The sequence below is a fragment of the Dyella mobilis genome, assembly GCF_016904945.1.
Taxonomy (GTDB): Bacteria; Pseudomonadota; Gammaproteobacteria; order Xanthomonadales; family Rhodanobacteraceae; genus Dyella_B; species Dyella_B mobilis.
The window spans coordinates 992,228-1,005,881 of record NZ_JADIKF010000039.1 but is presented as its reverse complement, the minus strand read 5'-3'; the positions used below and the strand labels follow the sequence as shown (position 1 = coordinate 1,005,881).

General features: G+C 61.9%; 7 protein-coding genes. 3 read left to right on the top strand and 4 right to left on the bottom strand.

All coding sequences use genetic code 11. The features are described 5' to 3' along the window. Nucleotides 1-99: 99 nt before the first annotated feature. Entirely contained in the window at nt 100-2,043 is a 1,944-nt protein-coding gene (locus ISS99_RS15700) for an acetyl-CoA hydrolase/transferase C-terminal domain-containing protein (RefSeq protein ID WP_204632512.1), read from the bottom strand. A gap of 49 nt (nt 2,044-2,092) precedes the next feature. Beyond that, nucleotides 2,093-4,087 carry an acyltransferase family protein gene (locus tag ISS99_RS15695; RefSeq protein WP_204632511.1) on the bottom strand — a complete coding sequence of 665 codons (1,995 nt, stop codon included), beginning with the start codon at nt 4,085-4,087 and terminating at the stop codon, nt 2,093-2,095. Between the two features lie 290 nt (nt 4,088-4,377). Here ISS99_RS15695 and xseA point away from each other — a divergent pair, with 290 nt between their 5' ends. Then, nucleotides 4,378-5,745, top strand: a complete 1,368-nt coding sequence (gene xseA, locus ISS99_RS15690) for an exodeoxyribonuclease VII large subunit (protein ID WP_204632510.1) — start codon at nt 4,378-4,380, stop codon at nt 5,743-5,745. Nucleotides 5,746-5,837: 92 nt separating this feature from the next. On the opposite strand, the gene ISS99_RS15685 is transcribed toward xseA, so the two are convergent. Continuing rightward, nucleotides 5,838-8,780, bottom strand: coding sequence for a TonB-dependent receptor plug domain-containing protein (locus ISS99_RS15685; RefSeq protein WP_204632509.1), 2,943 nt, complete (start codon nt 8,778-8,780; stop codon nt 5,838-5,840). A gap of 761 nt (nt 8,781-9,541) precedes the next feature. Here ISS99_RS15685 and ISS99_RS15680 point away from each other — a divergent pair. Then, nucleotides 9,542-11,185 carry an acetolactate synthase large subunit gene (locus ISS99_RS15680; protein ID WP_204632508.1) on the top strand — a complete coding sequence of 548 codons (1,644 nt, stop codon included), beginning with the start codon at nt 9,542-9,544 and terminating at the stop codon, nt 11,183-11,185. A 17-nt stretch (nt 11,186-11,202) separates the two neighbouring features. Next, nucleotides 11,203-12,633, top strand: a complete 1,431-nt coding sequence (locus tag ISS99_RS15675; RefSeq protein ID WP_204632507.1) for an aldehyde dehydrogenase family protein — start codon at nt 11,203-11,205, stop codon at nt 12,631-12,633. A gap of 55 nt (nt 12,634-12,688) precedes the next feature. On the opposite strand, the gene ISS99_RS15670 is transcribed toward ISS99_RS15675, so the two are convergent. Further along, the gene (locus ISS99_RS15670; protein ID WP_204632506.1) at nt 12,689-13,648 is read right to left on the bottom strand and encodes an AraC family transcriptional regulator; all 960 of its coding nucleotides are present in this window, start codon (nt 13,646-13,648) and stop codon (nt 12,689-12,691) included. Nucleotides 13,649-13,654: the final 6 nt, after the last annotated feature.

The following is a 13,654-nucleotide window of genomic DNA, read 5'->3' as shown; positions in this document are numbered from 1 at the left end:
TGCCATGCGCAGATCATCGATGGATGCGCGGCAAACGAGCAAGCAAAAGTTATACGGGACATCGGTGCAACTTGCACGCCCGTCAACCTTTTGCAAGGTTCAGCCGGAGCGTCGCAGCGCGGCCTGCAAAAGGCGACGTTGCAACCGATCGCCAAGCCGCGTGGGTTGCACCAACCCCATGCGCTCCAGCGCAACGGCTTCCTCCGCTCCCGCTTCGCCGGGACGCAGCACGGCTTTCAGCAACTGCCATCGCCCCTTCCAGCTCGCACCGGACGAGCGAAGCCATTCCAATGCCGGCAGCAGTCGTTGTTCCACCTCGGTGAAGTCGCTGCCGAATGGAAACGTCGGCAACAGGCCCTTGCGCATCGGCTTGGCCAATGCTTCGCGCAAGGTTTCCGGAAGGTGCAGGCGCCAGGCATCGGGAATCTTGAAATCAGCCGCCAGCTTGCTGTGCGATTTCGCCTCTGCCGTCAGCGCGTCGATGAAGCGCGCATCGCTGATCGCCAGCATCGCCTCGATGCATTCGCTGTCACTCTTGCCGCGCAGGTCGGCAACGCCGTATTCGGTGATCACGATGTCGCGCAGATGACGCGGAATGGTGGTGTGGCCGTAGTTCCAGCGGATATTGGTTTCAATACCGCTTCGGCCCTTGCGGGTCGAGCGCAGCATCAGGATCGAGCGACCGTCCGGCAATTCGTGCGCCATGGCCACGAAGTTGTATTGTCCGCCTACGCCGCTGACCACGTGGCCGTCTTCCAGTGCATCGGAGACGGCCGAGCCCAGCAGGGTCGCCATCATGCAGGTGTTGAAGAATCGCGCACCGCGCCGCTGCAGCGTGGCCAATTGCTGGTGATCGCCATAGAGCTGATTGACGTTGGAGATGCGCGTCATGTCGATCGCATCGGGGTCGCTGCCGGCGGTGACCTCCAGCCAGTCATACAGCTCGCGCGAACCGAGGAAGAACCCGCCGCGCAGGTAATGGCCGCCTGGTACGTCGTCGGGCAGGCGTCCGGCTGCGCCGGCACGCTCCAGCGCTAGGTTGTCCCAACTGCGCCGTTTGAGAATGCCGGCTTTCGCCAGATACATGAAGCCGTCCATGACCATTTCGCTGGCACCATACAGGCCGCTACTGAAGCTGCCCAGGCCGCCGATGCGACCGGCCTGAGCATGCGTTGCGCCGCCCTTGTCGAGCGCCACCAGCATCTGACGCCAGGAGACGTTGTCTTCGTGCCGCAACAACAAGCCCTTGACCAAGGCATCGGACAGCACGCCGATACCGATCTGCAGGCAGCCGCCGTCCTTGACCAGGGCGCTGGCGTGCAGGCCGATGGCGTATTCGGTCAGGTCGACCGGCAGCCTGGGCAGCGCGAACAACGGCGGTGAAAACGTCGGCGTCAGTTCGAGGTCAAAGAAATCGTGCGGTACTTCGGCGTGTCCGCCGATATACGGCAAAGCAGGATGCACTACCGCGACACACAACGGACGCGCCTTGCCCGCCGCCTTCACCCGATCGAGGAAATCCAGGGTCAGGTCGGGATTGCATGAAAGGCTGTAGCGCGTGCCGCCCGGCGTTTCGTGCCGCGCCACCAGTTGCACCAGCAGGTTGATGTCCTGCACCACCAGGTCGCGGGCAACGTGCGTGTAGTTCTGGCTGATGTAGTTGCGCTGCGCGCTGGACGATTGCAACAAGGCACCGGACTGCACGTAGAACTCGTGCACCGCGACGTTGGGCAACAACCGATCGCGCTCCTGGTCGAGGGCATACAGGGGATCGACGTAGTCGGCGCCGAAATGGCGTTCCAGAAAGGGCGCGAGAAAACGCGCTTCCAAGCCCGGCCTGGGTTGCGGCCGGGTGAGCGAAAGAGCCGTGTACAAGGTCATCGAGCGCCAGGTATCGGCCCGCATCAAAGCGTACAAGGCGTTGAGCAAAGCATGCGGCTTGCCTAGCCCCAGAGGGGCGGCAACGCGCAGATCCGCGCCCAGCCGTTCGACAATCAGCTGCGCACAAGCGTCAGTGTCCGTAAAACGCTGCTCTGGCAACATGAGGGCATCATGCCAGAAGCCCGCGCGCTAGCAAGAGCGAATAATACGGTTAGCGCGCCGTCGCGCCGGACTGGAAAGGATTGCCCTTGCGCTCAAGGTAGATCTGGCCCAACCGGTAGGAGGCGTAGTCGGTAAAGTGCCCGACGTCCCGATAAATCGGCATGCCATCGAGGTTTGACGCACACTGCCCACCGGTGCATTGCGCATCCTTGGGATCGATCAGGATCAGTGGCGGATAGTCGGTCTTGAGCCGTGCGAACAGGCCGTTGAGCCACCGGGCCTGTTCGTCGTCCTGCAGGAGAACCGGACACGCGTCGGCTTTCGCGGGCTGGCGCCATTTCAGATGGTGATAGAAACAGGTCTGGTAATCCGCCGGCATGGTGACCGGGCTTTCGATCAACACCGGGATCGCTCCCGATTTCACGATGATGTCCAACGCCTGTCGAACGGAAGCTTCCAGCCTTGCACGGCCGGCAGCGACGGAATGACTGTCGCCTTCAGCACTAACGATGTCATCCGGCTCGTAGTAGAGCCAGTTCTCACCGACGATGACATAGTTGTAGTGGCCCGCTTCGATCCGCTGGTAGTCGCTCTGCACGTGATCGACACACACCTGGTATTGGCGGCGCGTCATCTTCCACCACCCTTCCATCGCCAGATGCGGAAAGGCAAGGCAGGACGGCGTGGAAACGGCAGTTACGGCAAGCCCCGAATCGCGCGCCATCACGTCGATGAAATTCCAGCTTTGATTGGAATAGGAATCGCCGATCATCAAGGCGGTGCGCGAGGGCTGCGTACTGCCGAACGTGCAACCGCTCACATCCGTCATGCGCGGACCGCTGCTTTGCATGCAGCGATGCCGTTGCCGAGGCGTATAGCTGTCCAGGGTTCGATCGATGCGTACCACCTCGGCGCCGAACCGGGACGGCATGAAATGCAGCCGGTTGGCCACGCTGTAGAACCCTGACACCAGCAACACCGGAATGAACACCAGCCACAGCAGCGACTTGAACAGCCCCGGATGCTTTTTGCGGTACGGCTCCTCGATATAGCGATAGGAGAGATAAGCCAGGACCAGGGTCAGCGCATAGCAACCCAGCAGCACGCCGGTGGTTTCCGCGATGTCCAGGTAGCGCACCAGGGCAAAAATCGGCCAATGCCACAGGTATAGCGAGTAGGAAATTTCACCCAGGAATTCCGGCACTCGCCACGACAGCGCCCGCGCCACCCAACTGCGCCCATTGCCCCCTGCCACGATGACGCCGGCACTCGCCACACTCGCGCCGATCGCATAGAGATTCGGATAGTCGCCGATCACGCCGGCCTTCATCGCTATCGCAACGATGGCCAGCAGCGACAGCACGCCGAGCACGTTGGCCGGCAAGCCATCGCGCATGGGCGGCCGTTGCAGGCTGAACAACCCCACGCTGGCGCCGACCAGGAATTCGAATATGCGCGGCGTGAAATAGAAATAGGCGCTGTCGCCATCCCGCTGCACCATCACCATGGCCCATGCCGCCATCAGCACCGTCACCGCCGCGACGATGGCCCGCCCTTGCCTGGGCGTGGCGAACCGGTGCAGCAACATCAGCCACAGCGGCAGAATCAGGTACCACTGCCACTCCACCGCCAGCGACCAGGTATGCAGCAGCGGCAGCACCTGCGAATCGGTGGCCGCATACGCCGTCGTCGCGTGCGAGAAATACCGGTTGGAAATGAAGCCCAGCGCATTGATGGCCGAGCGCAGGTAGGCATTCAAATCCGCGGGCAGGTAGAACGCCAAGGCCACCAGCAAGGTGACCAGCACCACCGCCAGCAGGGCGACCTGGATGCGCCACAACCGGCGCACGTAGAAGTCGGACAGCGAAAACGTGCCTTTGAGCAACTGCGATTGGATGATCGACGTGATCAGATAACCGGAGATCACGAAGAAGATGTCGACACCGATGAATCCCGAAGGAAACATCGCCAATCGGCCGTGGAACAACAGCACCAGGAGAACGGCCACTGCGCGCAGGCCGCTGATGTCTTTCCGGTATTGCATCAAGGCAGGCTCGGCGCTCGCTAGGGGTCACTAAAGAGCTGCCTGGAAGCGAGCAGCCTGTTTTCCCACAAAATGGTTCGCGACCCTAACATAGGGTGAAAGCCTTCGGAAGCGGCGGGCCGAGGCCGGGGCAGCCCGCTGCCAGTGCCGACGCACCTCTCAAGCCAGGCCGAAAAAGCGTCACAAAATCTATTTCTTCCAATAGCTTATACTCATTGGATAAGAAGCAACCTGCGCATCGCGCGGCAATGGGATGTTCTTCAAGCCATTCGTGCTAGTCTCCCGCCTCCATGCACGAGCCCCACGATCACAGCGACGGTGCCGGCGGACAGCCGCCACGGCACATCCTCACGCCCAGCACGCTCAACCGGCTGGTGCGCGACCTGCTGGAGGATGCGCTTCCGCTGATCTGGATCGAGGGCGAGCTGTCCAACGTGGCGCGGCCCGCTTCGGGACATCTTTATTTCACGCTGAAGGACAGCGGAGCGCAGGTCCGCTGCGCCATGTTCAAACCCAAGAGCAGTTGGCTGCGCTTCAAGCCCACGGACGGCATGCAGGTCCTGGTGCGCGCCCGCGTGGGCCTGTACGAGCCGCGGGGCGAGTTTCAGCTCATCGCCGAGCACCTTGAGCCGGCCGGCGAAGGCGCCTTGCAGCGCGAATTCGAGCGACTGAAAACACAGCTCGATGCCGAAGGATTGTTTGCGCAAGAGCACAAGCGTCCCCTGCCCGTCTTCGCGCGCCGCATCGGCATCATCACCTCGGCCACCGGCGCGGCCATCCGCGACGTGCTGAGCGTGCTTGCACGACGCTGGCCGCTCGCGAACGTGGAAGTGCTTCCGGTACCCGTGCAAGGCCGCGAAGCCCCGCCGGCCATCGTGTCGATGCTGCGCAAGGCTTCCGCCAGCGGCCGCTACGACGTACTGCTATTGACCCGCGGCGGCGGCTCGCTGGAAGACCTGTGGGCCTTCAACGACGAGCAGGTCGCCCGCGCCATTTACGCCAGTGCCGTGCCGGTGGTCAGCGCCGTGGGGCATGAAATCGACTTCAGCATCGCCGACTTCGTCGCCGACCTGCGCGCGCCGACACCCTCGGCGGCGGCGGAATTGCTGGTACCCGATATGCGCGCGCAACAGCGGCATCTGGACCAACTGCGCCAACGCATCGTAGCGATCCAGGAACGCCGGTTGCAGGCGCGCATCCAGCGCATCGACCACCTGCTGGCCCGTTTGCAAGCACAGCGCCCGCAAGCCCGGCTGGCCCGCGACCGGGAGCGCTTGCTGCAACTGCGCCGGCGTTTGCAGGCCAGTGTTCTCACGCAGTTGATGCAGCGGCACGCCCGCGTGGATCGCATGCATGCGCGCCTGCTGGCCCGGCACCCCAAGCAGCAACTAGCGTTGCTGCGGCACCGGCTGGAACAACAAGCGGTGCATTTGCGCCGGCTGGTCGAACACAAGCTGGAACGCGAACGCCTGACTTTGCAGCAGACCGCGCGCGCCTTGCACGCCGTAAGTCCGTTGGCGACCCTTGAGCGCGGTTACGCCATTCTGTTCGATGCCGACGGCAAAGTATTGCGCTCGGCGCAGAACGTCGCCGCAAACACACCGCTACGCGCCCGCCTCGCCGACGGCGAACTACCTTTGCGGGTCAGCGACGAATGACGCTCGCCTCCTCCGCATGCCGCTTGGGGCATGCGGAGGAAACATCCTTGCCGGCGCGGGCTACGAAAATAGTGCTAACAGGCCCTAGGCAACTAGAAAAACTTCTGCTCGTATTTGAGGTAAATGACGCGCCCGATATCGTATTGCGGGTTGTAGGGATAATCGCCGTAGCCATCCGTTCCAGTCGGGCCGAGCGGACCGGCCACGCTATAGACGCCGGTGTACGAGAGCGGCGCTTTGCGATTGAAGATATCGGTCGCGCCCAGCGCGATGCGTCCCTTCCACGGCGTCTCCCAGTTCACCTGCAAATCGTTGAAGGCGAGGCCGCCCTGCCGGTTCAATCCATGCGGCGAGTTGGCCAGATCCTTGTCAGGATTGTTGCAGGGAAGAAACTCGCTCAATGACGGATTGGCCGGTATGCACGGCTCCGACAGCGACGAGTAGTAGCGGACCGTCCAGGTCGCGCCGAAATGTTTGTAGCTCCAATTCAGATTGACGGTGGAACGGAAGCGCCACAGCGGACCGAGTACCGTGTCGTACGCGCCCAATGTGTTAGAAATGATTGGGCCACCGGGTGTGATCTGCTCCTTTACCGAGTCGATATAGGTGCTGGTCGAGTCGAACTTGAACTTGCCGATGGGCGTATCGGGAAACCGGTAGCTCAGATCCAGGTCTTCGCCACGCTCTTCCACGAAGCCCTGGTTGACCAGCGTTTGCAGCAGGTTGATCACTTGCCCGTTGAATGGCCCGCCTGCCGTGGAGCGCTGGAATTGCGCGCACTGCTGCGCATCGCCCAGCAGATAGCAGTTGTCCAGGATGCTGGAAGCCGTCGGCAACGTGATGACGTTCTTGATCCGTATCCGATACCAGTCCAGGGTGGCATTGAAGCCGGTGAGGTAATGCGGACTGTAGACGAAGCCCGCCGTATAGCTGCGCGAGCTTTCCGGCTTCAGGCCGGCATTGGCGCCGGTAAAAAACGGCGTGGTGCTGGTCGTGTTGGGCGCGGGAACCGGCTGGCCATTCGGATTGAGCTGCGTAAAGCCGGGGCCGACCGCGGGCAGCCCGGCAAATCCGTTCAGGCAACGCTGCTGGACTACGGAATTTCCCGTCAAACCGAAATTGACGTCGCACGGATCGGTGTAAGTGGTGAAGCTCTGCAAGGTGCCGCCATACAGATTGGCGATGGCCGGCGCACGAAAGCCCGTACCATAGCTGGCACGAACCAGCAGATCGTTGATCGGCTGCCACGACAGCTTGAACTGGTTGTTGTTGGTATTGCCGAAGTTGGTGTATCGCGAGAAGCGGTGCGCAAGATCGATGTCCAGCAGCTGCGCACCCGGCATGTCTTTCAGAACGGGCAGATTGAGTTCGGCATAAGCCTCGTTGAGGCCGTACGAACCTCGTCCGATGTTCTGCTGCAGGTTGGTGTTGAGGCCGAGCTGCGTGTACAGGTCCGGCGTAGCACCACCGGAAATGCCGCGATGATCGGCACCAACGGCAAACGTCACATCGCCTTCGCCCATGGATTGTGGCAGCGTGAAAACGTCGCCGGTCAGATTCGCCGATGCGGTTTTCATTTCGCTGTAGGAGCTGGTGCCGGCAACGATGTTCAGATAATTGATTTCAGCCTGTGTAATGCCGCCCGCTCCGGAAAACGGATTGAGCGGTACGCAACCGGCGATCACGTTGCCCGGCGTGCCGCACTCCACCACGCCATTGGGACCGAGAAACGACGGGCCGACCGCTTGCTCGACGTGGACCATGTTGAGATTACCGGGACCGAAACTCGATTGGTCGTAGCGAAAGTCGCTATAGCCCACATCCCAGTTGAACTCCCTTTCGCCGATCGAAAAATCGCCTTCCAGGCCCGCGCGCCAACCGTACTGCTTGATTTTGTTGTAGGTAATGCGATCGGGGTATTGCAGCGGCAGCAGGAACTCGAGGTTGTTCCCCGGCAGCGGGTTGTAATAGCTCTGCGAGGACAAGGTTGGAAAGTAAACCTGCGGGAACGCGCCGGCCGGCATGCCCAGCGCTTGAGCCAGGTGCGCACCGTTGGCTGGCGTCAGCGAACTGAGCTCGTAACCGCTGGTACTCGTGCTGGAATCGGCGGTGTTGTAGGTGCCGATGAGCGTCGCGGTGATGTGATCAGTCAGCTTGTAATCGCCTTTCAGGAAATACGAACGCAGCCGATTGTCCGGCGTCAGCGTCTCCAGGAAGGACGAGTTCTGGTAGTCGTTGTTGAAGTAAGGCGACGGGTATTGAATACCGAACGTATTGAGGTGGTAGTTGGCGATATCCAGCCCGTTCTGGCCCATGTTCACGGTGATCGGGCCATTGGCCAATGGCGCCAGATTGACCGGCAGACCCGTTGCCGGATTGAGCGCGCCGGTGATGGTGCCGTAGGGCGAAGGAACGGCCTGGCTCTGGGGATAGTTCGGCCCGAAGCTGAAAAAGCCGTACTTGCTGTAGTCACGGTCGTTCGCCATCAGCGCGTCGGTGTTCTGCGCGGTAACGTTGAACAGAATCGAGCCCCTGGAAAACTTCTTGCCGCCGGTCAGGCTGAACTGGCCGGTCTTGCCGTCGTTCTGCGGGGAGTACGTGCTGTTGTACGTATCGAGCTGCAGGCCATCGAAATCCTTTTTGGTGATGATGTTGACCACACCGGCGATCGCATCGGAACCGTAAATCGCCGATGCGCCATCCTGCAGGATTTCGACGTGATCGATGATCGAGCTGGGGATCGTGCTCAAATCCGTCTGGCCGAAAATATCCGTGGTCCAACGCTGGCCGTCGACCAGCACCAGGGTGCGCGGCGCGCCAAGGCCGCGCAGGCTCACGTACTGGCCCACGATATTGCCGAGTGCGCTTTGGCTGCTGGTACCCGAAGAGCCTACCGATGAAACGTTCTGCAGGATCTGCCCCACGCTGACGAAGCCCTGCTGCTGCAGCGCTTCGTGCGAGAGCTCGGTAACCGGCTGCGCGGTCTCCACGTCCACGCTGCGAATCATCGAGCCGGTCACGGTGATGCCTTGCAAAGTAACGGGCTTCTGCGTCGATGGCGGCGCGTTTGCGTTTTGCGTTTGCGCCGACGGTGACTGCTCGCCTGTCGTTGCGGGCGAGACGGCCGGGGAAGCCGCCGGTGGATTGACCGTGGGGGATGATGGTTCGGACGTTGTGGTTTGCGCCACCGCAACCGCCGCCCACATGCAACTCCCGAGAACCAACGCCACGTGTATGGCATCAGCCATCTTTTGATGTCGTGCGTTCATGCTGGGTCCTCCCATTGCATTGAGAGTGATGACTCGTCTGCGAACTCCTTTGTTTGTGAGTGCTCGTTTGCGTAATGCAGCGATGCCGCCGGTCCCTTCCTCTCTGGAAAGAAGGCATCCCGATCAGCCATGGCCGCAGAGGCGGCAATTTTTGCCGGCGCGTCTTCCCTGGCCCGGTCAAACATCCGTGGAACCAAACTTTTGGAAAAGCGGACCCTTTTTCCTCTGGGCCGCTGTTTCCGCCCCGCACGGTGCATCCGGGTGCACTCAGCCCTGCCGGACCAAGCGCATCCAGCCCAACAAAACCCTGCATTTGGACGACGATTGGGAAGGCGCCAAATCGACATCCGTCACGCCGTTTGTACCCGTGTCGTGCCAAGCTGGCGCGGCCTGTGCCGTGGCTCGGAACACTAGTGCCGGCGCGCGATCCGGCTGTTTGATTCCTCGCACGACTTAAACGCTTTTCCGAACAAATCGAAGAATCGTGTACACATAGCGTCTGCTTTTCCTCAACCCGGAGGCGATGTATGAAGGCGGCGGCTCTATTCGTAAAAGCGCTGGAAGCAGAGGGGGTGCGGCGAATCTTCGGCGTACCCGGCGAAGAGAACCTGGACCTGGTCGAAGCCCTCAGGGAATCGTCGATCCAACTGATCGTCACCCGCCACGAACAGGCGGCCGGATTCATGGCGGCGACCTGGGGACGGCTTACCGGCGAAGCGGGCGTGGCGCTCTCCACCCTGGGCCCGGGTGCCACCAATCTCGTCACGGCCGCGGCCTATGCCCAGCTCGGCGCCATGCCGATGCTGATGATCACCGGCCAAAAGCCGATCCGCATGCACAAGCAGGGGCTGTTCCAGTTGGTCGACGTGGTCGACATGATGCAGCCGCTGACCAAGTACACGCGGCAGATCGTCTCGGCGGCCACGATTCCCGCGCGCATCCGAGAAGCGTTCCGCCGCGCCGAGGAAGAACGGCCCGGCGCCGTGCACCTGGAGCTTCCCGAGGACATCGCGCGCGACGATGTCCCGGACGCCATCCTGCTCCCCACCGAATACGCTCGGCGTCCCTCCTCCGACGACGCGGCACTGGTGCAGGCGGCCGAGGCGATCAGCAATGCCAGGCATCCCATCCTGATGATCGGCGCCGCCGCCAACCGGCAGCGCACGGCGGTGGCCTTGCGCGCCTTTATCGACAAGCTCGGCATTCCCTTCTTCACCACCCAGATGGGCAAGGGCGTAGTCGACGAAGACCACCCGCTGTGGCTGGGCAATGCCGCACTGTCGGACGGCGACTTCGTCCACCGTGCTATCGACGCGGCAGACGTGATCATCAATGCCGGCCACGACGTGGTGGAAAAGCCGCCGTTCCTCATGCAGCGCGGACGGCGCACGGTCATACACATCAACTTCTCGTCGGCCGAGGTGGATACGGTCTACTTTCCGCAGATCGAAGTGGTGGGCGACATTGCGCATACCATCGAACGGCTTACCGATGCCTTGGCGCCCCAGTCTCAGTGGGATTTCAGCTATTTCGACAAAGTGCGCAAGGCTTTCCAGCAACAGCTTGGCCAGTATGTCGACGAACCGCGCTTCCCCATGCATCCGGTGCGCGTGGTGAACGACACGCGCAAGTTCATGCCCGACGACGGCATCCTGTGCCTGGACAACGGTATGTACAAGCTGTGGTACGCGCGCTATTACAAGGCTCGCCAGGCCAACACCGTGCTGCTGGACAACGCGCTGGCCACCATGGGCGCGGGCCTGCCTTCGGCGATGGCGGCCAAGCTGGTCTATCCGGATCGCAAGGTATTGGCGATCTGCGGCGACGGCGGTTTCATGATGAATGCGCAGGAGCTGGAAACCGCCGTGCGCATGAAACTGGATCTGGTGATCCTGCTGTTGCGCGACGATGCCTACGGCATGATCCGCTGGAAACAGGCCGACATGGGCTTTGCGGATTTCGGCATGCAATTCAGCAATCCCGACTTCGTGCTGTTCGCCCAAGCGCACGGGGCGCACGGCCATCGTCCGGAACGCGCCGACGAGTTTTTGCCGACGCTCAAGCGCGCATTCGATCAAGGCGGTGTGCACCTGATCGATCTGGCCATCGATTACTCCGACAATCACCGCATCCTGGACGAAGAAATTCGTCGCCTGAGCGCTGCCGTCTGATTCCAAAGGATCCGATCATGCTCGAGAAAAGCTACCCCTACTATCTCGCCAACCAGGCGCAGACCTCCAAGACCACCATGGAGGTCTACGACAAATTCAGCGGCAAGGTGGCCACCCGCGTGGCGGTGCCGGATGCCGGCGCTACCGAGAAGGCGATCAAGGCGGCAGTGAAAGCGGCCGGTCCGATGAAGGATTTTCGTCCCTGGGCACGGCAGGCCGTGCTGCAACATTGCGCCCGGCGATTCGAAGAACGTCGCGATGAACTGGCGATGGCGCTGTGCATCGAAGCGGGCAAACCCATCAAGGATTCGGCCGGCGAAGTCACCCGCCTGATCGAAACGTTTCGAATTGCCGCCGAAGAGGCCGTACGCATCAACGGCGAAACCATCAACCTGGAACTGGCATCCCGCCTGGACGGCTATCACGGTTACACCAAGCGGGTGCCGTTGGGGCCGGTATCGTTCATCACACCGTTCAATTTTCCGCTCAACCTGGTCGCCCACAAGGTGGCGCCGGCGATCGCCGCCGGTTGCCCGTTCGTGCTCAAGCCTTCGGAGAAGACACCGATAGGGGCGCTGATCATCGGCGAGATTCTGGCCGAAACCGACCTGCCGAAGGGTGCCTTTTCCGTGCTGACCCTGGATGGCAAGCACGCCACGCCGCTGGTCGAAGATCCGCGCCTGAAGCTGCTGTCTTTTACCGGCGGACAGATCGGCTGGGACCTGAAAGCCAGGGCCGGCCACAAGAAAGTGACATTGGAGTTGGGCGGCAACGCGGCGTGCATCGTGGACGCCGATCAACAGCCGCATCTGGACCGGGTGATCGAGCGGCTGATTTTCGGCGCCTTTTACCAATCCGGACAAAGCTGCATCAGCGTGCAACGCATCTACGCGCACGCGTCGCTCTACGATGCACTGAAGAAGCGCCTGGTCGACGCCGTGAAAAAACTCAAGGCCGGCGACCCGAAAAAGAAGGACGTATTCCTCGGCCCGATGATCGACGAGGCCGCCGCCGAGCGCCTGGCCGGCTGGATCGATGAAGCGCAAAAAGCCGGCGGCAAGCTTCTTTGCGGAGGCAAGCGCAAAGGCAACATGCTCGAAGCCACGCTGATGGAAAACGTTCCGGACGATGCCAAGGTCAATCGCATGGAAGCATTCGGCCCCTTTGCCCTGCTGGCTCCGTTCAAGCGGCTGGACGATGCCATCGCCATGGTCAACGACTCCGACTACGGTCTGCAGGCAGGCATCTTCACCGACAGCCTGGCCCACGCCACGCGTGCGTGGAACGAGTTGGAGCAAGGCGGCGTGGTGGTGAACGACGTACCCAGCTTCCGCGTGGACAACATGCCTTATGGCGGCGTGAAGCTTTCCGGCATCGGCCGCGAAGGCGTGCGCTACGCCATCGAGGACATGACCGAGATTCGCTTGATGGTGATGCGCGAGCTTTGACGAGTTCGCGTGCCATCCGGCGCTCTCCTGCTCCGGCGGAGAGCGCCGCGTCCACTCAAGCCGTGGACACCGCCCCGGCCCTTCGCAGTTCTCCGCTCGCCTGCCGCAAGCGGTTCACGTCGCGCAGCGGCGGCGCACCGTGCTGGCGGCTGTATTCGCGGCTGAATTGCGACGGGCTCTCATAGCCCACGCGATGTGCCGCCGTCGCCACGTCGCAGCCTTCGGTCAGCAGCAAGCGCCTCGCCTCGTGCAGGCGCAGCACCTTCTGGTATTGCAGCGGGCTCATGGCGGTGATTTCGCGAAAATGATGGTGCAACGAGGACGCGCTCATATTGACTACGCTAGCCAGGTCCACGATGCGCAACGGCTTGTTGTAGTGCTGCTTGAGCCACTGGATCGCGCGGGCGATCTGCTGTCCTTGCCCGCCCGCGACGGCAATCAGCGCCAGTCGCGCGCCCTGTTCGCCGATCAGCAGGCGATAGATCAGCTCGCGCTCGATCAACGGCGCCAGCAGTGGCAGGTCGCGCGGTGAATCGAGCAGACGGACCAGGCGCAACAGCGGATCGAGAATTTCGCCACTGGCCGGCCTGACCGCCAGGCCGCGTGCGGTCGCCGTTGCCGGCTTGGGCAGCTTCACTTCCGACAGCCATTCTCCGATGCGCAGAGGGTCCAGGCGCAAGGTCAGGCACAGGCAGGGTTCTTGCGGCGAGGCTCTCATCACTTGTGCCGATACCGGCACGTCGATCGAGCTGATCAGATAGTCCCCGTGTTCCTGCTCGAAGCGCTCATCGCCCAGCAGGATGTGCTTGTTGCCCTGGAGCAGCAGCCCGAGACAGGGCTCGTACAAGGCGCAACTGCGGTCACTGGGAGCGTCGGCGCGAAAGAACGACAAGGCCGGCCAGGCGGTCGTGGTCACACCTTCGGTGCGGGCGTATCGTTCAATGGCAACTGTCAATTCCTCGCGATCCAGCTGCAGACGCGAGGATGAACCCATGGGCTTTGATGGATCGATCATGAGGAA

Excerpts from the sequence above, each read along its gene's own strand:
- ISS99_RS15700 (WP_204632512.1), bottom strand. The coding sequence starts at position 2,043 with ATGTTGCCAGAGCAGCGTTTTACGGACACTGACGCTTGTGCGCAGCTG.
- ISS99_RS15695 (WP_204632511.1), bottom strand. The coding sequence starts at position 4,087 with ATGCAATACCGGAAAGACATCAGCGGCCTGCGCGCAGTGGCCGTTCTC.
- xseA (WP_204632510.1), top strand. The coding sequence starts at position 4,378 with ATGCACGAGCCCCACGATCACAGCGACGGTGCCGGCGGACAGCCGCCA.
- ISS99_RS15680 (WP_204632508.1), top strand. The coding sequence starts at position 9,542 with ATGAAGGCGGCGGCTCTATTCGTAAAAGCGCTGGAAGCAGAGGGGGTG.
- ISS99_RS15675 (WP_204632507.1), top strand. The coding sequence starts at position 11,203 with ATGCTCGAGAAAAGCTACCCCTACTATCTCGCCAACCAGGCGCAGACC.
- ISS99_RS15670 (WP_204632506.1), bottom strand. The coding sequence starts at position 13,648 with ATGATCGATCCATCAAAGCCCATGGGTTCATCCTCGCGTCTGCAGCTG.